Origin of the sequence: Paludibacterium yongneupense DSM 18731 (assembly GCF_000422925.1) — a bacterium.
Lineage (GTDB): Bacteria > Pseudomonadota > Gammaproteobacteria > Burkholderiales > Chromobacteriaceae > Paludibacterium > Paludibacterium yongneupense.
This window is the reverse complement of the sequence record NZ_AUGZ01000009.1, coordinates 14,348-40,035: the sequence shown is the minus strand read 5'-3', so window position 1 is coordinate 40,035 and position 25,688 is coordinate 14,348. Positions and strand designations below refer to the sequence as shown.

21 protein-coding genes are annotated in these 25,688 nt (G+C 63.0%); 11 read left to right on the top strand and 10 right to left on the bottom strand.

Annotated features, from left to right (window positions below; genetic code table 11):
- The first annotated feature begins 7 nt into the window (after positions 1-7).
- The 3 genes from G520_RS21710 to G520_RS0105615 are packed head-to-tail and all read left to right on the top strand — an operon-like array spanning position 8 to position 2,687.
- Positions 8-808, top strand: a complete 801-nt coding sequence (locus tag G520_RS21710; RefSeq protein WP_051229089.1) for an ABC transporter permease — start codon at positions 8-10, stop codon at positions 806-808.
- Positions 805-1,869, top strand: a complete 1,065-nt coding sequence (locus G520_RS21705; RefSeq protein ID WP_051229088.1) for an ABC transporter ATP-binding protein — start codon at positions 805-807, stop codon at positions 1,867-1,869. Before G520_RS21710 ends, G520_RS21705 begins: the two co-directional genes overlap by 4 nt.
- Positions 1,863-2,687: a phosphodiesterase gene (locus tag G520_RS0105615; RefSeq protein WP_028534794.1), complete on the top strand. Its 825-nt coding sequence runs from the start codon at positions 1,863-1,865 to the stop codon at positions 2,685-2,687. The genes G520_RS21705 and G520_RS0105615 overlap by 7 nt, the downstream gene beginning before the upstream one ends.
- Before the next feature lie 22 nt (positions 2,688-2,709).
- Here G520_RS0105615 and G520_RS21700 read toward each other — a convergent pair whose 3' ends face one another.
- Together G520_RS21700 and G520_RS24840 are read right to left on the bottom strand one after the other, a co-directional pair.
- On the bottom strand, positions 2,710-4,368 hold the full coding sequence (locus G520_RS21700; RefSeq protein ID WP_051229087.1) for a S53 family peptidase: 1,659 nt from the start codon (positions 4,366-4,368) through the stop codon (positions 2,710-2,712).
- 299 nt (positions 4,369-4,667) lie between these two features.
- Complete coding sequence (locus G520_RS24840) at positions 4,668-4,823, bottom strand: hypothetical protein (protein ID WP_156876887.1); 156 nt, start codon at positions 4,821-4,823, stop codon at positions 4,668-4,670.
- Between the two features lie 230 nt (positions 4,824-5,053).
- Here G520_RS24840 and G520_RS0105600 point away from each other — a divergent pair, with 230 nt between their 5' ends.
- Positions 5,054-7,165 (top strand): putative bifunctional diguanylate cyclase/phosphodiesterase, encoded by a 2,112-nt coding sequence (locus tag G520_RS0105600; protein WP_036665478.1) that lies wholly within the window; start codon positions 5,054-5,056, stop codon positions 7,163-7,165.
- A gap of 19 nt (positions 7,166-7,184) precedes the next feature.
- Here G520_RS0105600 and G520_RS23900 read toward each other — a convergent pair whose 3' ends face one another.
- The 7 genes from G520_RS23900 to G520_RS0105565 form a co-directional block, all read right to left on the bottom strand.
- Positions 7,185-9,581 carry a collagenase gene (locus G520_RS23900; protein ID WP_028534792.1) on the bottom strand — a complete coding sequence of 799 codons (2,397 nt, stop codon included), beginning with the start codon at positions 9,579-9,581 and terminating at the stop codon, positions 7,185-7,187.
- Positions 9,582-9,885: 304 nt separating this feature from the next.
- On the bottom strand, positions 9,886-12,231 hold the full coding sequence (locus G520_RS23895; RefSeq protein ID WP_156876886.1) for a collagenase: 2,346 nt from the start codon (positions 12,229-12,231) through the stop codon (positions 9,886-9,888).
- A 197-nt stretch (positions 12,232-12,428) separates the two neighbouring features.
- Entirely contained in the window at positions 12,429-13,046 is a 618-nt protein-coding gene (gene ribA / locus G520_RS0105585; protein ID WP_036665476.1) for a GTP cyclohydrolase II, read from the bottom strand.
- 78 nt (positions 13,047-13,124) lie between these two features.
- Positions 13,125-13,847, bottom strand: a complete 723-nt coding sequence (locus G520_RS0105580) for a GAF domain-containing protein (protein ID WP_028534789.1) — start codon at positions 13,845-13,847, stop codon at positions 13,125-13,127.
- 93 nt (positions 13,848-13,940) lie between these two features.
- The gene (hslO, locus tag G520_RS0105575) at positions 13,941-14,819 is read right to left on the bottom strand and encodes an Hsp33 family molecular chaperone HslO (protein ID WP_028534788.1); all 879 of its coding nucleotides are present in this window, start codon (positions 14,817-14,819) and stop codon (positions 13,941-13,943) included.
- 4 nt (positions 14,820-14,823) lie between these two features.
- The gene (locus G520_RS0105570) at positions 14,824-15,405 is read right to left on the bottom strand and encodes an Ntn hydrolase family protein (protein WP_028534787.1); all 582 of its coding nucleotides are present in this window, start codon (positions 15,403-15,405) and stop codon (positions 14,824-14,826) included.
- A 106-nt stretch (positions 15,406-15,511) separates the two neighbouring features.
- A complete protein-coding gene (locus G520_RS0105565; protein ID WP_084637493.1) occupies positions 15,512-16,996 on the bottom strand; it encodes an MFS transporter in 1,485 nt (494 codons plus the stop codon).
- Between the two features lie 93 nt (positions 16,997-17,089).
- Between G520_RS0105565 and G520_RS0105560 the strand changes: the two genes are divergently transcribed.
- From G520_RS0105560 to G520_RS0105545, 4 genes are all read left to right on the top strand, one after another.
- On the top strand, positions 17,090-18,046 hold the full coding sequence (locus G520_RS0105560) for a LysR family transcriptional regulator (protein WP_036665474.1): 957 nt from the start codon (positions 17,090-17,092) through the stop codon (positions 18,044-18,046).
- Between the two features lie 71 nt (positions 18,047-18,117).
- Positions 18,118-18,933 (top strand): class II glutamine amidotransferase, encoded by an 816-nt coding sequence (locus G520_RS21685; RefSeq protein WP_036665472.1) that lies wholly within the window; start codon positions 18,118-18,120, stop codon positions 18,931-18,933.
- A 45-nt stretch (positions 18,934-18,978) separates the two neighbouring features.
- Positions 18,979-20,793, top strand: coding sequence for a putative nucleotidyltransferase substrate binding domain-containing protein (locus G520_RS0105550; protein WP_028534938.1), 1,815 nt, complete (start codon positions 18,979-18,981; stop codon positions 20,791-20,793).
- Positions 20,793-21,401 (top strand): 3'-5' exonuclease, encoded by a 609-nt coding sequence (locus tag G520_RS0105545; RefSeq protein ID WP_028534784.1) that lies wholly within the window; start codon positions 20,793-20,795, stop codon positions 21,399-21,401. The genes G520_RS0105550 and G520_RS0105545 overlap by 1 nt, the downstream gene beginning before the upstream one ends.
- Before the next feature lie 13 nt (positions 21,402-21,414).
- Here the strand turns inward: G520_RS0105545 and G520_RS0105540 are convergent, their stop codons facing one another.
- Positions 21,415-21,792 (bottom strand): hypothetical protein, encoded by a 378-nt coding sequence (locus G520_RS0105540; protein WP_036665471.1) that lies wholly within the window; start codon positions 21,790-21,792, stop codon positions 21,415-21,417.
- 376 nt (positions 21,793-22,168) lie between these two features.
- On the opposite strand from G520_RS0105540, the gene G520_RS0105535 reads away from it, so the two are divergent.
- The 3 genes from G520_RS0105535 to G520_RS0105525 are packed head-to-tail and all read left to right on the top strand — an operon-like array spanning position 22,169 to position 25,670.
- Complete coding sequence (locus tag G520_RS0105535) at positions 22,169-23,113, top strand: sugar ABC transporter substrate-binding protein (RefSeq protein ID WP_028534782.1); 945 nt, start codon at positions 22,169-22,171, stop codon at positions 23,111-23,113.
- Between the two features lie 58 nt (positions 23,114-23,171).
- Positions 23,172-24,692: a sugar ABC transporter ATP-binding protein gene (locus G520_RS0105530; RefSeq protein WP_028534781.1), complete on the top strand. Its 1,521-nt coding sequence runs from the start codon at positions 23,172-23,174 to the stop codon at positions 24,690-24,692.
- Between the two features lie 9 nt (positions 24,693-24,701).
- The gene (locus G520_RS0105525; RefSeq protein ID WP_028534780.1) at positions 24,702-25,670 is read left to right on the top strand and encodes an ABC transporter permease; all 969 of its coding nucleotides are present in this window, start codon (positions 24,702-24,704) and stop codon (positions 25,668-25,670) included.
- Positions 25,671-25,688 lie beyond the last annotated feature (18 nt).

The following is a 25,688-nucleotide window of genomic DNA, read 5'->3' as shown; positions in this document are numbered from 1 at the left end:
GGAGGGCATGATGAAATTGCTCAAGACACTACAATTTTCCGTTACGCTCGCGCTGTGCGCATTTCTGATCCTGCCGGTACTCATGTCCATCGCAGCCGGAGTCAGTGACAACTATGCGCAAGGCATCACCCATGGCCTCACCCTGCGCTGGGTGGCGGCGGTCTGGACGCAATACCGGCAGGCGGTCGCGCTATCTGTGCTGGTGGCGATCGCATGCTGTGCGATCACCCTGCTTGTCGGGGTGCCGGCCGGCTATGTGCTCGCGCGCTCGCGTCACCGCGCGGCCCGGCTGGCAGAAGGCTTGCTGATGCTGCCGGTAGCGGTGCCGGGCTTGGCCTCGGCCCTCGGTCTGCTGGTCATCTACGGCAGCTTCGGCGCATTTCGCAACAGTCTGTGGTTCATCGTGACCGGCCATATCGTTTTCACACTGCCATTCATGGTGCGTTCGGTGGCGGCGGTGTGCGCAAGCGTAGACCTGCGCACGCTGGAGGAGGGCGCCGCCAGCCTCGGCGCCGGTCTGTGGCAACGCGGCATCAGCGTGGTGCTGCCGGTGATACGTCCCGGCATCGTAGCCGGCGCACTGACCGTCGTGACGCTCTCGCTGGGCGAATTCAACCTGACCTGGATGCTGCACACTCCGCTGACCCAGACGCTTCCGGTCGGGCTTGCCGACGCCTACGCCTCGATGCGCATCGAGATCGGCAGCGCCTACACCCTGATTTTTTTCTTGATACTGATCCCCTTGCTGATTTTAATGCAGGCCTGCGGCGTCAATACGCCCATGGCCGGCCACAGGAACGCACGATGAAACTCGATTCCGTCCCCATTCGTCTCGAACGCTGTGCCAAGACCTTCCCCGGTGCGGCGCGGCCGGTGCTCAAGCCGCTCGATCTCGATATCGCCGCCGGCGAAACGGTGGTGCTGCTCGGCCCATCCGGCTGCGGCAAGACCACCACCCTGCGCCTGATTGCCGGCCTGGAACGCCCCGACGCGGGCGGCAGGGTCTTTTTCGGCGCCGAAGACGTCAGCGCGCGTCCGATCGAAGAGCGTCAAGTCGGCATGGTATTTCAGAATTACGCGCTGTTCCCGCATATGAATGTGCGTCAGAACGTTGCTTACGGTCTTTCCATTCGCCGCCTGCCGCCGCAACAGATCGCGCGTCGCGTCGACGAGTTGCTCGCACTGACCCGGCTCGATGCGCTGGCCGAACGCCAGATTGCTCAACTCTCCGGCGGCCAGCGCCAGCGCGTGGCGCTGGCGCGCGCCCTGGCACCGCAGCCGCGCGTACTCCTGCTAGACGAGCCTCTGACCGCGCTCGACGCACAGCTGCGCGAATCCCTGCGCACCGAGATGAATACGCTGTTGCGCAACCTGGGGGTCACCACGGTCTATGTCACCCACGATCAGGCCGAGGCAATGGCGCTCGGCGATAAAATCGTGGTCATGAGCGCAGGAGCAATCGAACAGATCGGCACGCCGCGCGATATCTACCACCAACCGGCGAATGCGGTAGTGGCAAGCTTTATCGGCACCATGAACCAGCTGGAAGGCGTCTGGCGCGACGGGGCGCTGCATTGCGCGGGCGGCAGGCTGATCGCCGCGCCAGGCGCCCAACCCCGCTCCCGCCTGTGGTTCCGCCCCGAGGACGTCATCCTCACGCCCTCCGGCGGCGAGCTGCACGGCGTGGTCGAGTCCGCGACATTTCTCGGCGGGCACACCCGGCTCAGCCTGTCCGGTGTCGGCGCCGCCCCCATCCTGGTCGATGCACCGGGCCGCACCCGCTATGCGACTGGCGAGCGCATCGGCTTCTCGCTGGCGGCGGAAGTCTGGCATACCCCCCTGCCCGATACGGAAACCACGACATGCTGATTGCCCAGATTTCAGACCTGCATATCAAACCGCCCGGCCGTCTCGCTTATGGCCGGGTCGATACCGCGACTGCCCTCGCACGCACCGTGGCCGCGCTCAACGCGCTGCGGCCGCGACCAGAGTGGGTCGTGATCAGCGGCGACCTGACCGACTCGGGCTCAGTGGCCGAGTACACGCTGCTCAAAAGCCTGCTCGAACCGCTGGCCATGCCCTATCGGCTCGCGGTCGGCAACCACGACTGTCGCGACGCATTGCGCGCGGTTTTCCCCGACGTCCAGGACTCAGGCGACGGCGACTTTATCCAGTACCGTGAAACACTCGGCGCACTCGAGCTGATCGTACTCGACAGCGCCGCTCCCCCCGCCAGCGGCGGCCATTTGTGCACTGCCCGGCTCGCCTGGCTGGAACGGGCCCTGGCGGCCACGGCCGGTCGGCCGACGCTGATCGCGATGCATCATCCCCCCTTCGACACCGGAATCGCCCATATGGACGCCATCGGCCTCGATCCGGCATCGGCCGCGGCACTGGCCACCCTCGTCGCCGCGCATCCCAACGTCGAGCGCCTACTCTGCGGTCACCTGCACCGCCCTATCCAGGCGCGCTTCGCCGGAACGCTCGCGCAGACCTGCCCCTCCAGTGCCCATCAGGTCGCACTTGACCTGAGCCCGGATGGACCGTCCGCCTTCGTACTGGAACCCGCTTCTTTTCTCATCCACAACTGGCGGCCAGGTCAGGGGCTCGTCAGCCATCAGGTCATGGTTGACGATTTTGCCGGCCCCTACCCTTTTTTCGACCCCTCGGGCCGGCTTATCCCCTGATCGCATGCCGCGGCGGCGGCGATCATGAAGAACCCGTCACGGTCCGCAGATAGGCGGCAAACGGTTCGATCAGGATGCTGCCCCACCCGGTGGTGAAATCCCAGCCCTTGCCGGCCTGATAGGCGCCATTGGAGCCGGAAGTGATATCGCGGTAGACGCGCTTGCCGCTGCTTCCTGCCGCATAGACCCACGGCCCGGGAAAACCGGGCCGCTTGCCTTTCGCCGATTGCAGGCGCGCCCATATGCCGGTGAAAATCGGCGCGGACAGACTGGTGCCGCCGACCTGGGCATCGGCGCCGTTATACATGATCACCGCGCCGCTGGCGGGATCGGCGTCGAACGCGAGGTCGGGTACCCCGCGATTCGTCCTCATCGCCGCAACTCCGGACTGCCAGGCGGGACGCGCCTCCAGCCCGCTCGCCCCACCCCCGCTGCCCTGCCAGACCGTTTCGCCCAAATAATGATGGCCGCCGTCCGTGGTCAACGTAGTGCCGCCGATTGCCATCACATAGGGCGACACCGCCGGATAGCTCTGATGGGTCGCGGTGCTTCCGCTGCACTCGTTCGAGCCGGAGTCGCCAGAGGACACCGAGAACGTCTGCCCCTGTGCCATCGCCACTTCAAAGATCTGGTCCTCGCTCGCCATGGCGCCACTGGCGGCCGCATCGTCCTCGCACTCACCGAGCGAAACATTGATCACCGCAGCCTGATTGTCGGACACCGCCTGGTTGTAGGCCTGCACGAGATCCTGGTCATACAGACTGCTCGCGTTGTAGAACAGCATCTCCAACACCCGTCCACCGCCGGCCCCAACGATGGACTGGCTGTCGAGATCCCATTCCATCGTGCCGCTGCTATCGGTCGAACCGCTTCCGCTCTGCACCACCGACACCGAGACCGGATCGAGTCTGTTCTTGTCCGTGAACAGGTTCAGGTCGCTCAGGGTCTGGCTCAGATCGCCGGCCGAAATGATCCCGACCATCGCCGCGCCGGCGTCCGGCGTCTTGCCTGCGCCGTAGAGCGCGGCGAATTCGAGCGGCGAGTGGCCGACGACTTCCTTGCCCTTGCCCTTGTCCTTGCTTTTGCCCTGTCCCTGTCCCTGTTCCGGCACCGCCAGCCGGAACAACGGACGCGCATGGCTGACGTTTTGCAGACCGAGCACCGCGAGCACCGTCCCCCCCAGAGAGGCTGGCACCATGGCGGCGCCGGCATTGGCATAGTGCTCTTCGCCGTCAAGACTGAAACGGTGCAAGGCAGTATGGAAGGCCGTCTGGACGCTTGCCGCTGATCCGGTGGCGGTGACCAGAACACGGTTGGGGGCAATGCGGACATCGACGAATCCCGCGCGGCGCAAATAGCTGGCCACGGCTTCGGCCTGCGCCGCGGAGGGCGCGAACCGACGCATGAACTGCTCGTGGGTCAGCATGCCCCCACCCTCGCGCTGCACGGAAGCCACGAGAGCATCCAGCTGCGCCTTGTCGTGCAGACGCAGGTTTACCGCAATCCGGATCGGCGCGCCCGGCGGCAATTCCCTCATGCCGAGCATCGAGGCGCGCTCGGGAACACGGAAAGCCGCGGTCTGTGTCGCAACCCACTCCTCGCCCGCATACACGCAGGGCGCCATCAGACACAGGGCCAGTGTCGGTACGCCGACCCGGCCAATTACACTTGAGATCTTCATCAGAGCACACTCCTAATCGGTCAGAGAGGTGCATCGAAGCGCAGCAACAAATATGATATTTGTGTAACGCATGACGCTATATATTCATAGGTCTCAAGATATACAAATGAACTCGCCTTTAGGTCAGCCGGAAAAGCACGCGCACTCCGACTAGCGGGGGTCCTCAAAGCGCGCCGATCGGGTTACGGGAGTCGACGAGGGGTGCGACACCATCCTGGACATGGCCATAGCCTCCGCCCCGGTCGGCCGCACGGCGAGAAACCCCGGCCTCCGCCCGAGGTGGGAGCTCATGCGCGCCTCTACCGGCCCCCGGAAATCCAGTCCGGTGCCATGCGGTGCATGAACTCGCGCAAAATCAGCAAACTGGCGGCAAAGCGGGCATTGCCTGGCACGTCCCCCTTGGCGAGCGCCAGCAGCCAGGCGCTCGAAGATCCGCTCGGTTGCCTCGCACGCACGCCTCCGCTCGCCCTCTTCCTGCGCGGAGATTGACATGAAAATATTCCATTTAGCTGAAAGCTAAATACCACAGAGGGCGCAAAACAAATTGTCATAAAAAAACATTTTTTTACACTTTCCGTCCCATTTATGCTATTTATGCTATTTATATATTTCAAATTCAAACCAATCTGCTCTGCCAGGCCCCCTCCGCTTTCGCGCCGATCAGAGATAAGGATGAGCCTTGTCCATGCTGAGTCCTGAGTCCTCCCCCGTTCTCCATCGCCTGTTGCGCGCAGCCGACACCCTGCTGCTCGGCTTGCTCGACAATACGCAGATCGGGGTTTACGTCATTCAGGACTCGCGCTTTCTCTATGCCAACCAGCGGCTTGCCCAGCAATTCGGTTATGCGCAGCAGGATTTGTGCGCGCTGACGCCCGCCCCCGAGTTGCTCGACGAGGCCGGACTCGATCCCCTGCCGCAGGGGGAGAATGCCCGTTCATCGGGCGCCGTCACCTTTCGTGCCGTGCGCAAGGACGGGAGTGCATTCGACGCCAAGGTCATCCGCATCCGTAGCAGTTTCGAGCAGCGGCCCGCGCTCATCGGCATGCTGCTTGACGTCTCCGAACGCCGCCGGGCCGAACGGGCGGTTGCCGACCAGTTGCACTTCATCGCCCAACTGGTGGAGGCCATTCCCAATGCGATGTATTACAAAGACCGAGCCGGACGCTTCCTCGGCTGTAATGCCGCCTACGAACAACTGATCGGCAAAAACCGCAGTGAACTGATAGGCCACAGCAATCCCGATGCCGGGCACGACGACCAGAGCGCAGCCGTCGACGACCCGGACGCCGCCTTGTGCCAGCATCCGGGCCACAGCTGCAGCGAAGTCGCGCTTGCCCACGCCGATGGCAGTTACCACGATGTGATCGTGTATAAAGCGACATTCAACGAGGCGAATGGGCACGCAGCGGGCATGGTCGGCCTGATCCTCGATATCAGCGAACGCAAGCGGGCGGAAGAAACCATCTGGCGCGAAGCGAACTACGATGCCCTGACCGGTCTGCCCAACTCGCGCATGCTGCGCGATCGCTTGCAGGAGGACATCAAGCGGGCGCAACGCAATGGTCAGCCGCTGGCCGTACTGTTCATCGATCTCGATCACTTCAAGGAAGTCAACGACAGCCTCGGGCACGGCTGCGGCGATATGTTGCTCACGCAGGCCGCACAGCGAATCAGGGAGGCCTTGCGCGCTACCGATACGGTCGCGCGCAAGGGCGGGGATGAGTTCATTGTCATCCTGCCATCCATCCTGTCGCCCAGCATGGTGGAGCAAGTCGCGCAAGACATCCGCCATGCCCTGTCGCTGCCGTTTACCCTCGCCGGCCATCCGGCCCATATTTCCGCCAGTATCGGCATCGCCCTCTATCCCGATGACGGGAGCGACAGCGAAGATCTGCTCAGTTGCGCGGACCAGGCGATGTACGTGGCCAAATCACGGGGGCGCAACGGCGCCTGCAGCTATACCAGCAGCATGCATGAGCAGGCCAGCTCCCGCCATGTAATCGGCAACGACTTGCACCAGGCTCTGTTCGACGGGCAGCTCGATGTGCACTACCAACCCATCATCGAGCTGGCGGGCCGCCGCATGGTCAAAGCCGAAGCCCTGATACGCTGGCAGCACCCCCGGCACGGAAGCATGGAACCGTCCGAGTTCATTCCCATCGCCGAAAATATGGGAATCATAGGCGATATGGGCGACTGGATATTCATGCAGGCGATCGATACCGCCTTCCGCTGTCAGGCCGCCGTGGGCACACCGCCGCCGTCCGGCGCAGGGAACCGCATCCCGATCAGCATCAATGTCTCCCGACAGCAACTCGTCGCCGGCCGCTGCGCCCACTGGCCGACGCTCCTGGGAGAGGCGGGGCTGCCTCGGGGGGCCATCGCCGTCGAAATAACCGAGGGCCTGCTTCTCGATCCGCGTCCAAGCGTGGTCGAAACGCTGCAGGCCTTCCGCGATGCAGGCATCGCGGTCAGCCTCGACGACTTCGGTACCAGCTATTCCGCCTTGTCCGGACTCAGAAAATTTGCGATCGAAGCGGTCAAGATCGATAGATCGTTCGTCAGCGAGCTGGGGCGCGATCCGGATGCGCTAGCGATCGCCTCCGGCGTCATCGCCATGGCGCATCATCTGGGGATAAAAGCCGTCGCCGAAGGCGTCGAAACCGAAGAACAATGCAGGCTGCTGCAGCAGGCCAGGTGCGACTTTGCCCAGGGCTATTTATTCGCCGAACCGATGAGACAAAACGAGTTCCTGCATTACATCCTGCAAGCCCTCCCCCACCCCGGTTCGGGATGATGTCGGGCCGGAGCGGGGTTCAGAGCTGCGCCGCCTGCCAGCAGGCGGCATCGGACATCTCGACCGAGGCGGGGTCGAGTTCAAGCACGCGGTCGTGCCAGCGGCCGGCCTGCATCTCCCGTATCCTCAAGGCCTCGACCTGCCCCTGGCGACCGCTGTCGCGATAATAGAACAGCCAGCCATCGCGATCCAGGCGCGCACGACCGAGCACCGCCTGCGATAGCAGCTGCGAACCAGGCGTCAAGCGGGCAAGCAGGCAGCGGCTGGGACTGCTCAAGCGCGATCCTTCGGCGGGTGCCAGCGGCGACGCGGCGCGAGCGGCATCGTCGCGCCGCAACAGGGGGCCTTCGCACTGCACAGACCAGGCTCCGGCCTGCGCCTCGCCCGGCGCACAGTTCAGCGCCAGAAAATTATTGCTGCGCCGCGCCAATCCCGACGTCCAGCGATCGATGCTCGCCCCCACTTCATCGCGCGCCACGCCGCCCCCGCCCGCCAACGGCAGAACCCCCTGGCAGGCAAAACGGGCGAGGACACTTTCACTGCCGTTATCGCTGCTCCGGCAGCGCATGTGCAAAGCCGCGGGAAAGTGGCGCTCGATGGCAAGCGGATCGCTCTCCTGCCAGGCCTCGGCCGGCAACCAGTCGACACCGAGGCGCATGCCGGCATCGTTCAACTCGCCACCGCGCAAGCGCCCCACCTGCTCGCCGACAAAGCTTTTGAACGGCGCCGCCTGCAAGGTGCCCTGCTCCGTCACCCAACGATCGAAAGCCGCCGCGTCGGTGCGGCGCACCGCGGAGAACACCTGTTGCAAGGCAACGGGCGCACGCTGCTGCAGATGATTGAACCACAAGGCGGCAGACAGGTAATGCTTCCAGCCGTCCGAATAGGCAAAGTCCATCAGATAATCCGGCGCGCGATGGCTGCGCGGCCAACCGTCGGCCAGTCCGCGAACCATATTGGCGCGCACATCGATGCGTTCGCGGGTGGCCCCGGTCAGAAACTCGGCCAGCCCTTCGTCGAACCACGGCATGCGATCCAGCCTGTCGTCGAGCGCGGTACTACCGTAGAGCCCCTCCCTCAAGTAGCGCCCTCCCAGATAGTGGGTGTATTCGTGGCGCACCAATTCTTCCAGCGACAACCAGCTATCCTGCCGGCTACGCTGAAAGGTGAACAATTTACCCAGGCTTTCGATGTAGATACCGCCATTATCCACCGACAATTCATCCAGAATGATCTGGTAATCGCGATACGCCTGACGCGACGGATAGATCACCAACGTCAGTTTCCGATTCGGATCCCGAGCAACCGGCGTCGTGACCCCCGTTACACGGCGGAACTGTGCCTCGACCTGGCGGGTCGCATAGTACAAAGGCTCTACCTCGGCGCGCGACAGGCTGGACTCGAATACCCGATCGCCGCGATCGAAGCGCCAACGCCGGGGAAACAACCGTTGCCGCAGTTCTTCGTCATAGCGGCAGAAGTTATAGCGGCGGCAGTCGAGATTGGCTTTTTTCAGGGTGTAAGCCGCATGCGACCAGTTCGGGGACAAACGCTCATGCGTGTCGAGCAGCGGTGCCACCGCGCGCAATGCCGACTCGCGGGTGCGTTCGAAGCGCAGGAAATAGCCGGTCTGGCGCACGACGAAGCGGAACACTTCCGGGTCTTCGAAGAACCGTTCGCCGACCCCGGTCATCCGGTTCAGTGCCGCGCTCAAACCGTCGAATTCGCCGCGTTTGAGTCGGGCCTCGAAGTCGGGAGCCAGCGGCAGATTGGCGATCGCGCTCAGCAGCGGGTGAACGGCGAAGCGGGCGAGGCTGGTCTGACCCTGGGCCGGAGTGCGCGCATAGCGCTCGAAAAAGGCCTGTGCGACGGGACGGATAGTCTCGTGTTCCCGTACCGAATCGAGCAGCAGCGCCATATCGCGCACCATGAAATAAGCAGCCATGCGCCAGTTATTGCTGTCGCCCGCTTTGAACCGGGCATCGGACTGCCACAACCGCGGATGATCGAGCATCGCGCGGCTGGCATCGATCACGGCGCGATCGAGCTCGGGAGCATAGGCATCGTAGGCACCGCGCCGCCGTTCCTTCGAGACCAGATAGCCCGCCTTCATGAAAGCCGCCATAGACGCTAGCGCTGAGTCATATGTTCCATCCCAGCGCTCGACGCGCTGCCGGGCCTCGCGTGCGACGGCCAGCATGGTCTCGGACGACAGCAGGCGCCCGCTCTGCGCACGTCCCTTGAACAGGTCCTCGAAACACTCCGGCCGCGACACGCGCAGCTCGGCCAGCACCGCACGCGCGTCGCCGGCGGCCGCATACAAGCGGCTCTCGTCGCAGCGCCCGCCGGTATCTCCGTCGGCCGCCGCCTGCCCCTTGACGCCGGCCGTGCGGGGCGCGGCGGGAGATGCCGTCACGACGCCCCCCGGAAGCGGCGATGGCCGACCGAGAACATGAGCATGCGGGTTATCGGCTCGCGGTACGGATGCCTCTGCGGGAGGGGCCGGCGGCGGCGGAAATGACACATCGGGTGCCAGACAAGCGCACACACAACAGGAAAGCACAGCCGCGAGAATACACGTTCGCAGGCGGAGAAACGGAGCAATCATCACAGGACACCCTCTATTATAAACATTTGATGTTTTCACTAAAAAGCAAAACACGGCAAATGTTATTCAAAGGGCATCCCGTTTTCAACGGACTTTTACAGATAAAGAACGATCAGGATATGCCTGTCACCGATTGCAGCCTTTTCCTGTCGCCAGCGGGCGATGGCAACGCCAGCGGCCCTTCGCACTGCACGTTGACGCGTTGGGCGTCGAGATCGTATTCGACCGCAGAACAGTTGAGCGCTTCAAAGTTATTGACCCCTGCAGCGTATAAACGCTGCAGCGCCTGATCCAGCATGAGTTCCATCTGCCGGTGACCGTCGGCCAGGGTCGGTGCCGAAATCCACAACAGGCTGCGGCATGAAAAACGCGGCAGCAGGTTGCCTTCGCGGGTATAGATCGCTCCGCAATCGAGCGGGAGCACACCATGCACCGCGGCGGCAATCCGTCCGATATCGGCTTCCAGCCATTGCGGCTGTTCGACCCAGTCCGTCCCCTTCTGCGTCGAGGTGTCATCGAGTCGCCCTGCGGCATATAACTGGGTCTGCTGTGCGACAAAATCATGGAAGCGCGCGCTACGTGCATTATCGCTGCCCATTGTCGCCACCCAGGCATCGAAAGCCGACACGTCGCCAGCACGGACGGTCGCGAAGAGCGCCAGCAGCGCGCCGGGCTCCTCCCGGTAGAGGTAGTTGAACCACAAGGCCGACTGATTGTAAAAAGCCCAGCCATCGGCATAGGCCGAACGCATGGTCTGCGCCGGCTCGCGAAAACTCGTCGGCCAGGCCGCGGCAATCGGCCCGACATTATGCCCGCGCACCTTCACCCCCTGGCGCGAAGTGCTCCAGGCCAGAAATTCGGCCAGGCCTTCGTCAAACCACGGCATGCGACGTGCATCGCTAAAAAAGGGGGGCTCCCCCCACATCGCTACCTCGAGGTAGCGTCCGTTCAGATAGTGCACGTACTCGTGCCGCACCAGTTCTTCCAGCGACAGAGAGCTATCCTGCGGCACGCGCCGCTGGAATGTATAAAACGTCCCATCCTGCTCGATATATATGCCGCCGTTATCGGCGGAAAGCGTATTGAGCAAGGGCTGGAAAGCCCGGTAATCGTCAGGATCGGCATAGATCACCATATGCAGAGTCGGCGTTCTGTCCGCACTGACCGGGATGGCCGTTCCGGTGATGCGATGATGCTGGGCGCTCACCTGTTTCATGGCGTAATACAGTGGCAGGATGTCCTCCTGCGCCAAGGCCGTATCGAATACCAGCCTTCCGTCGTCGAACCGCCAATGATTGGGAAACAGGGCTGCGCGCAAGCGCGCATCGGCATCGCACAGGCGGTAGCGCTCGCACGGCACATGACCGAAGTTTTTCAGGGCATATACCGCTTCGGCCCAGTCTGCGCTGAGCACGGCTTGCTCCAGCAAGGGCACCATCGCCTGCTCCGCCCAGGCTTCGGTGCGGGCATAGAGCATGAATCGCCCGGTCTCGCGCACCGTATTGCGATACATGAGATCATCGACAAAGGCGGAGCGCCCCCCGGCGAGTATGCCGGTCAGCGCGCTCACCAGCGCGTCCCCCTGTCCGGACGCCACGCGCTCGGCGAAACCGGGACTCAGGTGCAGGTCATACAAGGCGGTCTGCAGCGCGAAAAGGCCGTACCGAGCGACCGTCGTTTTCACTGCCGGCGTGTAGCGCTGAAAAAACGCGGTCAGCTGCGCGAGAGAGACATCGTTCTCGCGCACCGAATCGAACAGGATCATCGTTTCGGAGACAGAGGACGTGATGTCGGTCCAGCGAAACCAGTCCGCGAGCCCGGCAGCGGGGTCAGGCGCGACCGCTTGCCAGAAGGCGGGATTCTTCATGAGCGCGATCGGGACTTGCAGCACCGCCTGTCCCAACCCTTCGTCATAATTCCCAACCTGATCGGGGTGGCCGGATTGGTCGTAATAACCGGCTTTCAGAAAGACGACGAGCGGCCACAGCCCGTTTGGCGACTGCCCATCCCAACTCTGCGCCCGCTGCAGCGCTGCGCTTGCCACCGCCCGCATATTCGAGGCCGAGACCAGCCGCCAGTTGTCTGCGCTGGATGCAAACACCAGCGTATTCAGGCAACGGCCGGACAGCGTGGCGATGTAGTCGGCCAGCGCGGTGCCTTGTAAAGCATACAGGTGGGAGGCGTCGCAACTGGCATAGCCTCCGCCCGCATCGTCGGGCTGCGCGGCCCCCGTACTGCCGCGCGGTCCATACTGCGGCGCCAATGGCGGGACGCCAAACGGATAGGGGGGTCGGCGCGCGACAATAGGTGAATGCACGGTATCCGTGCGCGGCATGAGCGCGGCGGGACGGGCAGCGCTGCCCGACGCGACAAGAGCCACGCCCCCCTCCGGCGCAACGCACGCTCCGACGGCAGGCAGGACAAGGACCAGCAGTAACCGCAAAAACCATCGCATCATGATGTTCACCAAATATGTTCTATCAATCAATGCCAAATGAAATTAATTTGACACATAAAACATAGATGGCATAAAAACACACAACAAGACGAATAGCGTCGGCACCGGCCGTTCGAACAGGTACACACAGGACGAGGGGCTGGGAGGCCGGAACGGGGTCGAGTCGAGCGCCGATCGACGCCCGGCCCGGCGCCCGCTCAGTGGGACAGCAGATGCCCCATCTTGTCGGCCTTGGTGCGCAGGTAATCCACGTTATGCGGGTTTTCACCCACTTCGAGCGGAACCCGCTCGACAACATCGATTCCGATCTCGCGCAGACTGTCGATTTTCTGCGGATTGTTGGTCATCAGCTTGACACGATGGATGTGCAAGGCCGCCAGCATGCCGCGGGCAATACCGAAATCGCGCATATCCGCCGGGAAACCCAATTGTTCGTTGGCCTCGACGGTGTCCGCGCCGGCATCTTGCAGATGGTAGGCGCGAATCTTGTTGATCAAACCGATGCCACGCCCTTCCTGTCGCAGGTAGAGCAAGGCCCCGCGCCCCTCGGCGGCGATGGCGGCCAGCGCAGCTTCCAGCTGGAAGCCGCAGTCGCACTTCAAGGAAAACAAGGCATCGCCGGTCAGACATTCGGAATGCAGGCGCACCAGAACGGCGTCGTCGGGCTTGAACTCGCCCAACGTCAACGCCACATGCTCTTTGCCCTCGCCATCCTGGAACCCATGCAAAGTAAAGGTTGCCCACTGCGTGGGCAACAAGCAGGACGCGATATGGTCGATGCCGTCGCCGGCGGTGGAACTCACAGCGTTATTCATGACTTCTCCATACGCAACTTGACGCACGGCGCGTCGAACCGGCTCCCGCCGGTCGCACCGCCGCGTTCAGGCAAGCGCTCAATCCAGGGATGGCTCACTCGCATCGGCCACGGGCAGCGCGAGCAATGGCTGCACCAGCACCGCAGCCAGCGCCGCGAGCCAGGCCAGACGGTCCGGACTGAAAAAACCCGGCTCGGCGGACTCGGCATCGAGAATGCCGATAACGCGCCCGTCACCGTCCAGCACGGGCAGGCACACCTCACTTCTGACCGCGGGATCGCACTGATAGTAGCCGCCGCCCGTGGCCTGCCACTGTGCGACATCCTCGATCACCCCCCCCCAGCCGGTCAGACCGACGCGGCTGTTATTGCTGATTTCGGCAAAGGCTTCGGTCAGGGGGAACTCAGCCCGGCTCGGCAGGCCGAGATAGGCCATTTTTACCAGGCGCGCGCCTCTACCCTCGCCCACGCGACGGTATACGCCGAGCCAGTCGGCGCCAACGCGCAAATTGGTCGATTCGAGCAGCGCGGCCAGATTGCGCAAGGCCGTCGTCGCTTCTGCACTGACGCCACCGAACAAGGGGGCCAGATCATACGGTTCGGCGGCCAACTCATCGACCAGGGAGCAGGCGCCGTCTTCGCCCAGCAGCGGAACAGGGAAGCGATACAAGTCAGAATGCGCCGGCGGTTTATCGGCGTCGAGCACCGCTCCCAGCGTCATGGCGGCGATTTGCACTTCGATCGTTTCCAGATCGAGCGCCTGTTCTTTCAAATAAGCGGCGAGTTCGCTCGTAGCGATCATTCAGACACTCCAGAGTGCGGCAGGACGGCGGCAACACCGCCGCCGCGAATCGTCAGGGGGAACGGCCGCGCATCAATCGCGACCGCAATGCTATCAATGGCGTGCTTCGCGCACGGCAGCGAGCACATCGAACTGAAAGAGCTCGTTGGCATCGTCTTCGTCGAACACATAACGCTGGTTGCAGAAATCGCAGGCAATCTCCACGCTCCCCTGTTCGAGCAAAACCTCGCCGACCTCCTGCCCGCCCAGCATCTTCAGCATGTCGCCGACCCGCTCGCGGCTGCAGGTGCAGGCGAAACCAACCGCTTCGGCGTCGAAGACCTGTACCGTTTCTTCGGCAAACAGGCGCCCCAGTAGCGTCAAGGCCGGCAATTCGAGCAACTCGGCACCGGTCAGCGTCGAGGCCAGCGTCGACATCCTGTTCCAGCCATCCGGGTCGCCGTGACCGTCGGGCAGGCGCTGCAGCAACATGCCGGCAACGTTATGATCCGTGCCGGCCAGGATCAGGCGGGTGTCCAGTTGCTCGGAACGGCGCATGTAATTTTCCAGCATGGCACCGACGCTATCGCCTTCAAGATCGACGATGCCTTGCCACGTTTGCGCCTTGTCCAGCTTGGGTTCGAGCGTCATGACAAAACGGCCGCCCTCGCCAAGCAAACCCGCCGGCGGCAGGTCGGGCAGATCGCCCTCCCATTTGGCGGTCGCCCGTACGGTGCGATCGTGATTGCACTCGACCACGGCCAGGCGCAAAGCGCCTGTTCCATGCAATTGCAGAATAAGCGTGCCGTCGAACTTGAGATTGGCGGCCAGCAGCACAGCCGCCGCCATCATCTCGCCGAGCACCGTCTTCAGCGGCCGCGGGTATTCCCGGCGCGCCAGCACCTGCTGCCACGCGCCTTCCAGATTCACCAGCGCCCCGCGAACCGGTGCGCCGTCGAACAGGAAACGTTGCAGCGTATCGTGTTGCGACATATTTCTACCCTTGCTTTGCCACTACCTTGACGTCGTATGCCGTCATCGGCAGCGATGAATTGACATCGAATTCACAACCGGCCCGCACCCCCGCTTCGGCGATGGCACGCGCATCCAGATCCTGCTCATAGGCGACGTGCATGGCGCCCATGGCGAACTTGCGACCGGAGCCTATCGCCCAGAAACGCGAGAACTCATAGACTTCACGCATGGGATAGACACCGAAGATACCGTGGGCATTGGCCAGCAAGACCATCATCTGGCTCGATTCGTAAGGATCGTCTTCCTCCTCTTCCGGCCGCAAGAAAAAATGGTCCTTGAGCCGGGGATGCAAGCGGCGAAAGGTATCGAAAATCCCTTCACGACTGGAAAAATCTTTTTTCTTGATGGCCTTGAGCGCGCTCTGCAATACCAGATCGTGTGCGGCGGAGCCGGAGATGGCCAGATAATTATCGCCGTGGCTGAAGATCTTGTTGTGAAAGCAATCGTAGGAGGCCAGCAGCTTCTGGTCGTCGCCGAACGTCGTCTGACTGTCGCCGGCGATCGTGATCTGATCGCCTTTCTTCACTACCACGATTGTTGTCATGACACTGCCTTAGCAAATCCAAATTTTCAACATGGGGTTTATTTGCTGAAATGCAAGCCGCCGCACGGACGCGGGCAGGCTCGCGGGCCGCAGCGGCAGACGATTCCTAGCGCAAGGAGCGCTGGCACAGGACCACGACACCTCCGACCAGGCAGCCCATGGCGAGCAGCGTGAAAACCTGGTGCGCGGCCAGCAGCGCGGCCTGCCGGTCGACGAGGAGAGACAGGCGCGCCAGCGCATCCGGCCCCGCCGCCTGCACGGCGGCATAATCGGGCGCGTCGCCGAGCCCGAGTCGCGACACCAGCCGTGTCCGTCCCTGCGCCGCGATGTCCTGCCAGTACACATTGGCAATGCCGGCGCCGACCGCATTGGCCATCAGCCGCAGAATATTCTTCATCGCATAAGCGTGGGCGAAGTCCGGCGCGTCGAACTCGCGGAAGGTCAACCCGGCGACCTGGATCACCACCAGAACGGGGAACACGCTCTTGAGCGCGAAAATGGGAAGCAGCCTCTGCCACGGCGTCGTGCCGGTTACCGTCGCCCCCAGCCACAGCAGACAGCCAGCCATCAGGACAAAGCCGACCGCCATCACGTGGCGGCGATCGCCGAGACGCGATGCCGCACGAAAATAGAAAGGCAGCAACAGCAGGGTGCCGACCCCGGCCGTGCTTTGCACCCAACCGGCAACATCGAGATCGAACGCTTCGCCACTGAGCAGATACATCGGCGCCACCATGGCCAGTGCGCCGTTGATCAAATAATAGAACGTATAAAACATCAGCCCGGTCAAATAGCGCCGACTCGCCACGCGCCGCCAGTCGAACCAGGGATCGGCGTGCCGTAGCAGATGGCGCCAGACGCATGTGCACAACAGAAGGACGAGCGCCACGCGGCCGGCGAAAGCGGCGTCAGGGCGCTGATAACGCAAGTCCTGCAAGATGTGAAGCGCAAGCAGCGTCGCCAGACAGAACGATAAGGCGGCGACGGCGTCGAGATGCCCGAGCGGCCGCGCGCGATGCCGACCGTGCGGCAAGACACGCCAGCCCGCCAGCCACACCAGCGCCGCGAACGCCGCCTGCATCAGAAACACCGCATGCCAGTCGCTATCCTGCAGCAGGCGTGCAGCCAGCCACGGCGCCGGCGCGGAGGAGGCAAAAATGCCGTACATGAAACCGCGCAAGGCCAGGCCGCGCGACTTGGGCGGAACCATGGATTGCAGAAACACGCGCGAACAGGTCATCAGCGGGCCGCCCCCCAGGCCCTGCAGCAGCCGCGCCGCAATCAATGCGGACAAAGAATGGCTGCAGGCGGCAAGCAGCGACCCGACGATGAAAAGGGCCAGAAACGACAGCAGCAGAGCCCGATAACGAAATCGGCGCGCGAGCCGTTCGAGCAAAAGGATCGCCGCGGCGCCAGCCCCCGCATACACGCTGAGGACCCACAGAAAAGCATCGGGGCTGGCACCGATGCCGCCGCGAATCGATGCTTCGCTGAAGTTGACGCTCAGAGTGGCCAGAAAATCGACGCCCGTCATCGCTCCGGCGACGAGTCCGAGCACGGTATAGTGAGAAGGGGAATCGAATCGGGGCATGCACGTATTCGCTCAAAGATCACAGGATAGAGCGCCCGACACGAAGTAATAAGCCGCTATTATGGCTAATATTGTTGCAATAATGGAACAGCAATGAATCTCGACGACCTGCGAATTTTTCTCGCCGTTGCCGCGGATGCCAGCTTTACCCAGGCCGCGCAGCGTCTGTCACTGCCGAAATCCACCGTAAGCCGAGCGGTCACGCGGCTAGAGAACGACCTCGGCAACCGCCTGTTCGAGCGCAGCACGCGCTCGCTGCGCCTGACCGAGCCGGGCACCCAACTGTTCGAACAGACCGGCGCACTGGTAGGACGGCTGGATGAGTTGATCAGGCAGGCCCAGGCCGGAAGCGAACACCCGCAGGGCATTCTGCGCATCGCCGCCCCCTACGAATTCGGCGTGATGCGGCTGGGCGACATCCTGACCGAGGTCATGCGCGAGCACCCCGGGCTGGAGGCCGAGATCGATCTGACGTCGGACCCCATCGATCCGCGGATCGAGGATTACGACATCGTGTTTCGTGCCCAGGCCGCCCCCTTGCCTGACTCGGACCAGGTCGCCCGCCGCGTGTACACGATCTCGCGCGGCCTGTACGCGGCGCCGGAGCTCGTCGCCCATCTCGGCAAGCCCAATACGCCAGCCGACCTGGCCGGCTGGCCGGCCATCGTCAGTCCGGACGAGCCCGGCTGGAGTTTGCGCGGTCCGGATGGAACGCTGCACGAGGTCAGGCCTTTCGGCCGACTGCGCGCCCATAATGTCGGCATGCGGCTGAAAGGCGTCTGCGCCGGCATCGGCGCCGGTCTGCTAGCCGCAAATTACAGCCTGCCGGAGGTCCGCGCAGGACACATCGTTCGCCTGCTGCCCGACTTTCAACCGCCGCCGACACGCGTCTACGCATTGATGCCCGGCCGCCGCCTGATGCCGGCCAAGGTCAGGGTCTTTCTGGAAACGCTGGAGCGCGCCTCTCTGTGGCGGGATGCCGAAAATCCGCAACGGACAGACAATATGCAATTCGTGCTGGCTTCAAGCTCGCATTCCGTGGAAAAATAAAACCATACTATATAAGGAAAGTTCGCTCACGACGGACCTCCTCTCGCCAACCGTCAACAGGATCGCAACCGATGTGCCAGCTATTGGGCATGAACTGCAATACGCCCACCGATATTTCCTTCTCTTTCGAGGGCTTTCATCGCCGCGGCGGCCTGACCGACCATCATGCCGATGGCTGGGGGATCGCCTTTTTCGAAGGCAAGGGCTGTCGGCTGTTTATCGACGACAGGCCTTCCTGCGACTCGCCGGTCGCGGAAATGGTGCGTCGGTACCCGCTGAAATCGGAAAACGTCATTGCGCATATCCGCAAGGCGACCCAGGGCGTTGTCAGCCTGGCCAACACTCACCCCTTCATCCGCGAGATGTGGGGCCGTTACTGGATCTTCGCGCACAACGGCAATCTGCACGACTTCGACCCGGCGCCCGCTGCCTATTTTCATCCGGTCGGCAGTACCGATTCCGAACGCGCCTTCTGCCTGCTGCTTGAGCGCCTGCGCCAGCGCTGGTCCGAGCAACCGTCGCAAGAAGAGGTGTTCGATGCCATTGCGGAGGTCGTCGACGAAGTGACCGGACACGGCATCTTCAACTTCATTCTCTCCAATGGCGAAGCCCTGTTCGCCCATTGCTCGACCCATCTGCACTATCTGGTGCGGCAGGCGCCGTTCCAGAGCGCCCACCTGATCGACGAGGATATCACGGTGGATTTTTCCACCCTGACCACGCCACAGGACCGCATTGCCGTGATTGCCACTCAGCCACTGACCGATAACGAACACTGGACACGTCTGCTTCCGGGCGAATTGCTCATGTTCTCCCAAGGCCGCGTCGCACTGCGCCGCCAGGGAACACATCCGCCGGTCGAAGCCAGCGTGCCCTGCCCGGGTTAGCCGTTCTGCCGCACGGCGGCCGGTCGCAGCATCAGGAGCCGGACCATGACGCGATTCGATTTTTCCCAGCCGCCGTTCGACTGTCTGACGCCCGGCGAGCGGCAGCAGCTGGAAGCCGCCGCCGACATCGTTTTCTTTGCGGAAGACGCGGAAGTCATGGCCCCCGGGCAGCCGGTCGACACGCTGTACATCGTCATCAAGGGCATCGTGCGCGAAATGAATGGCGATGAACTGATCGCCGTATTCCGGGAACGCGACACCTTCGACTCGCGCGCCCTGATCGCAGGCGAGACGCGGCACCGTTTCTTCGTGCACGAACAGACGCTGGCATTCGCCCTGCCGCGCGCCGCCGTACTGGCACTGACGGAACAGAACACGCGCTTCGGCGCGTTTTTTTATGCCGGCGTGGCGAGCAAGCTCGACGCCATGAGCCAGCAAAGCGGCAACCGCGAGACGCAGACCCTGCTGACGGCCAGGGTCGGCGATCTGAGCCTGCGCGCCGCGCTGCGACTCGATGCGCACGCCACGGTACTGGACGCCGCCTGCGCGATGAAGCGGCACAAGGTCAAATCGCTGCTGGTCAGCCGGGGCGGCGAAACCGGCATCTTCACGGTCAGCGACTTTCGCGACATCATCATCAACGGCACCGATACCGCGATGCCGCTGGCCGGACTCGCGCACTGGCCGGTGATCGCCTGCCGCCGCGACGACTACCTGTTCGATGCCCTGCTGACCATGACCCGCCACAATATTCAGCGTCTGGCGGTCGTGGATGACGACGGTGCGGCCGTAGACATCCTGGAACAAGTCGACCTGTTGGCCTATTTTTCCAATCATTCGCACCTGATCGCACAACGGCTGGAAAGAGCGGAAAACCTCGATGAACTGGAAGCCGCCGCCGCCCAGATCACGCGCCTGGTGCAGATACTGGCCGGCAGCGGATTGGCGGTGTCCCCTCTCGGCCGCCTGCTGCAGGCGCTCAATGCGCGGCTGTTCGAGCGCACCTGGCGCCTGCTGGCGCCGCCCGCGCTCTACGGCGCCAGCTGCTTGCTGGTCATGGGATCGGAAGGACGCGGCGAACAACTGCTGAAGACCGATCAGGACAATGCGCTGATTCTGCGCGATGGCAACGGCATCGATGCCAGTGCGGTGGTGACGGCCACGAGCGCGTTTTCCGACGCGCTGACCCGTTTCGGCTATCCGCCCTGCCCCGGCGGCGTCATGCTGTACCGCCCCGAATGGCGGCTGGAGGTCGGCGCCTGGCGCGAACGCATCCGGCGTTGGGTTTACGCGCCGGATGGCGAGGCCATGATGCAGCTGGCCATTTTCGTCGATGCCCAGCCGGTGGCCGGCGACGCAAGCCTGCTCGCCGAGTGCCGCCGCTATCTTGAGACCTGCATGCGCGACGACAGCGCCTGGTTCTCGCGCTTCGCGCGCGCCGTCGAACAATTCGACACCCCTCTGGGACTGTTCGCCCAGTTGCTGACACGCGAGCAGGATGGCCGCGCCACGATCGATCTGAAAAAAGGCGGCATCTTCGCCATCGTGCACGGTGCGCGTGCGCTGGCGCTGGAAACGGGACTGGCCGAAAGCAATACCTTCGACCGACTGCAAGGGCTCGTGCGGCAAGGCGTGCTGGAAGCGGAGCTGGGTGCCGACCTGGCCGAAGCGCTCGCCTTCATGCTGAAGCTGCGCCTGACGCAAGGCCTGGCCGCCATCGAGCGGGGCAAGCCCAGCGGCAATCTGATCGTGGCCAGCGAGTTGAGCTCGCTTGAGCGCGACCTGCTCAAGGAGGCGCTAGCCGTGGTAAAACGGTTCAGGGCGCTACTACGCCACCACTTTCACCTGGCAAGCTTCTGATGTTCGCCGCCCTGCTCCGCGCCCGCCGACGCGCTCGCCTGTGCGACACGCGCTTCCTGCCGCTGTTCGACGAAGACGATGGCGATCTGGTCAGTCTGGATTGCGAAACCAGCAGCCTGAATCCACGCACGGCAGAGTTGCTGTCGATAGGCGCCGTCAAGATCCGTGGCAACCGCATACTCGCGCATGACTCGCTGGCGCTGCTGGTCAAACCGCAACACGCCCCCGAGGGCAGCAATATCGCCATCCACGGTCTGCGCCCGCGCGACCTTGCCACTGGAGTGGCGCCGGAAGAAGCGATGACGCGGCTGGCGGCTTTCATCGGCGCGCGTCCGCTGGTCGGCTATTACCTGGAATTCGATATCGCGGTACTCAACCACTACCTGCGCCCGCTGGCCGGCATCGCGCTGCCCAACCGGCAGATCGAGCTGTCCGCGCGCTACTACGACTACCGGATCAGACAATACCCGGACAGCAGCATCGACCTGAGCCTGAGCACCCTGCAGACCGAACTCGGCGTCCCGGCGCTGCCGCGCCACGATGCGCTCAATGACGCGCTTTCTGCGGCCATGCTCTATCTGGCGCTGCGGCAGCGGGGTTTCGGCTAGGTAAGGCCGGTCTTCAGTAACGCGTCATGTTCTCCAGCGGAGCCTGCGTGCGCGATCCCGCGCACAGCGACATGATCAGCAAGGCAACGCGCTCGTGGACGAAGACGGTGTGAGTATTGCCGCAGAAATGCAGAAAGCGCCGAACCTCATCGCCCACTTTCTGCGATCCGGAAACGTCGATCAGAATATCGATCCCGCTGCCGTGCTCGACCAGATCGAGAAAATGATCGACCACCGGCACCTTGGCCTCGCGCGCCATCTCGATGCCGGGGCTGCCTTCATCGAAATCCGCCACCCCAACCACGTCGACAAAGGGAGCATCGAGCAAGCGCCGCAGCAAGGGAGCGCCGCTTCCTCCAGCGCAGATCAGGCCCACCGTATAGCGATCCATGTCCATCCTCCTTGTGTTTTTATTCAATAAGGATAGACCCTGCCATCCCGGGTCGACAGTCCCCGTGCATGCAAATTGAGAAGAATCAAGCGCGGCCAGCACGCTAAATCCCCCCCTGCGCGCACGGCATCGGCCAGTGCCGCGCCAAGGCCCGCCCCGCCAGCAAAGACGCGATTTTCGCACCGCACCAATGTGGAGCCGAGCCGTGATGCTGCACTGGCACACACGCAACAAATCGGTGCATGGCGGCAAACGGCGCACGACATTCTTGACATCGACATAAGCGCGGACAAGACTTACGCAAACGATTGCGCAATCGTTTTCTACGGCAAACACCATAAGCGCACCAACCCTCGTTATGATGGAGATGACTCACATGCAAACTCGTCGTCACACTCTGAAACTCCTCGCCTTGATGGTCGTCATGACCGGTATTCCCGGGAGCTACGCTGCGGCAGCGGAACAGCCCAAAGTGGCGCTGATCATGAAATCGCTGGCCAACGAATTCTTCCGCACCATGGAAGACGGCGCCAAAGCCCACCAGAAACAACATGCAGGGCAGTACACGCTGATCACCAACGGCATCAAGGATGAAACCGATACCGCCAACCAGATCCGCATCGTCGAGCAGATGGTGGTCGAGCATGTAAACGCCATCGTCATTGCGCCGGCGGATTCGAAAGCGCTGATCCCCGCCATCAAGAAAGCGATCGACAGTGGCATCCTGGTCGTGAATATCGATAACCGCTTTGATGTCGCCACGTTGAAAAGCAAAGGCCTGAACGTTCCCTTCGTCGGCCCGGACAACCGCAAGGGCGCCCGTCTGGTCGGCGATTATCTGGCCCGCAAACTGAAGGCTGGCGACAAGGTCGGCATTCTGGAAGGCGTATCGACCACGCTTAACGCACAGCAGCGCACGGCAGGCTTCCAGGATGCGATGAAGGCGGCCAAGGCCAATGTGATTGGCGTTCAATCCGGCCAATGGGAAATCGACAAGGGCAATACCGTCGCCTCCGCCATGCTGCGCGAACACCCGGACCTGAAGGCCCTGCTCTGTGGTAACGACAATATGGCCCTCGGCGCGGTCGCTGCCGTCAAGACCGCCGGCCTGGCCGGCAAGGTCAAGATCGTAGGCTACGACGATATCGATGCCATCAAGCCGATGCTGGCCGATGGCCGCGTCCTGGCGACCGCCAATCAGTACGCCACCAAGCAGGCCGTGTTCGGTATTGAAACCGCACTGAAGGCCATCGCTGCCAAGACCCCGCAGAAATCGCTGCCGGCTGTCATCGAAACCGACGTTTCGCTGGTCACCCGCTAAGGTCGCCGGCCGCCGCCTCCCCGCGGCGGCCGGGCTTCTACACGCAAGGAGAAGCGCGATGAGCCCGACGCCCTACCTGCGTCTTGCCGGCATAGGCAAGCGCTACGCCACACCTGTCTTGAGCGACATCGATCTGACGCTGAACCGGGGCGAAGTTCTGGCTTTGACCGGCGAAAACGGCGCCGGAAAAAGCACGCTGTCCAAAATTGTCGCTGGACTGATAGAGCCCAGCAGCGGGGAAATGTGGCTGGAAGATGCCCCCTACCGCCCCGAGTCGCGACACGCGGCCGAAAAACTCGGCATTCGCATGGTGATGCAGGAACTCAGCCTGCTTCCCACGCTGAGCGTGGCGGAAAACCTCTATCTCGGTCATCTGCCGCAACGCGCCGGCTTTCTGCGCACGACCGAACTCAATGCGATGGCGGCCGAGCATATGGCAGCCATCGGCCTCGATCGCATCGATCCGCGCCAGCCGGTCGGCGAACTCGGCATCGGGCACCAGCAGATGGTGGAAATCGCCCGCAGTCTGATCGGCAACTGCCAACTGCTGATCCTGGACGAGCCGACCGCCATGCTGACGCCGCACGAGATCGACCGCTTGTTCGAACAGATAGCCCAACTCAAAGCCAAGAAAGTCAGCCTGGTCTATATTTCGCACCGCCTGGGGGAGGTGGAAGCCATAGCCGATCGAGTCTGCGTCCTGCGCGACGGGCATCACGTCGAGACCCGGCCGATGGCAGGAAGCAGCCAGGACGACATCGTGCGCTTGATGGTCGGCCGTGACGTGCTCGCGAGCACGATCCGCCCGACCCTGCCGCCGGCGGCGCCGCTGCTGCGCGTCGATGCGCTGTCGCGCGCGCCGGTCGTGCAAGAGGTCAGCTTCGAGGTCCGTCCGGGTGAAATTTTCGGCATCGCCGGCCTGGTCGGCTCAGGACGCACCGAACTGCTGCGTCTGATCTTCGGTGCAGATCGCGCCGATAGCGGTGCGATCTATCTGCACGGCGAAGCCTCGCCCACACCGATTCCATCGCCGCAAGAAGCCGTCCACCGTGGCATAGGGATGATCACGGAAGACCGCAAGTCGCAAAGTCTGCTGCTGGACAAATCCATCGTCGTCAACACCACGCTGGCCACGCTCAACCGCGTCACGCGGCGTGGCTGGCTCAAACCTCTGCGCGAACGCGCATTGACACGCGAACTGGCCGACACGCTCGACATCCGCTGTCACACGCTGGAACAAGCCGTCGGCGAGCTGTCCGGCGGCAATCAGCAAAAAGTCGTTCTCGCGCGTTGGCTACTGCGGGACTGCGATGTCTTGCTGCTGGACGAACCGACGCGCGGCGTCGATATCGGCGCCCGCGCCGATATCTATCAGCAGATGGAAAAAATGGCGGCCGACGGCAAAGCCCTGGTCGTCGTCTCCAGCGACTTGCGCGAGTTGATGGAGATCTGCGACCGCATCGGCGTCATGAGCGCAGGACGCCTGGTCAAGACTTTTCCCCGCGGCGAATGGGAACAACAGACACTCCTGGAAGCGGCATTCAGCGGCTACAGCAAACAGGCGCCCCAGCAGAGCTAAAGGATAATCATGACAACCTCGACCACCCCCTCCCGCTTCGGCGGCATCGCCGGCACTTATATGGGACTCGCCGGCGCGCTGGTATTGATGCTCGCCCTGTTCGGCAGCCTCAGCCACTATTTTCTGACGGTGAATACCTTCGTCACCATCGCCAACGACATTCCGGCCCTGACGGTGATGGCAGTGGGGATGACCTTTGTCCTTATCATTGCCGGGATCGACTTGTCGGTCGGTTCGGTCATGGCACTGAGCAGCGGTCTGTGCTCGCTGGCGATTCTGCAATGGCACTGGGGGCTGCCCGCCGCCCTGCTGCTCGGCCTGGCCACCGGCACCGCCTGCGGCCTCGCCACCGGCATCGTATCGGTAAAATGGCAGTTGCCCTCCTTCATCGTCTCGCTCGGCATGCTGGAGGTGGCTCGCGGCGGTGCCTATCTGGTCACGGACTCGCGCACCCAGTATATCGGCGACATGATCGACTGGTTGAATTCGTCCCTGATCGGCGGAATCTCTCCGGCCTTCATCATCGCCTTCCTGATTATCGTGATCGGGCACGTGACCTTGACTCGCAGCGTCTTCGGCCGCTACATGATAGGCATAGGCACCAATGAGGAGGCCATGCGCCTGGCCGGGGTCGATCCGCGCCCGATCAAGATCGCGGTGTACGCCCTGCTCGGTCTGCTGTCCAGCATCGCCGGCATGTTTCAGACCGCCCGCCTGGAAGCGGCCGATCCCAACACCGGCATCGGCATCGAACTACAGGTGATCGCCGCGGTGGTCATCGGCGGCACCAGCCTGATGGGCGGGCGCGGTTCGGTCATCAGCACCTTCTTCGGGGTTCTGATCATTTCGGTGCTGGAAGCCGGCATGGCGCAGATAGGCGCATCGGAACCGACCAAACGCATCATCACCGGCCTGGTCATCATCGCCGCCGTCATGCTGGACAAATACCGCGACACTCGCAAACAGCGCAGACACTGACGCAAAGCCCTACAAGGA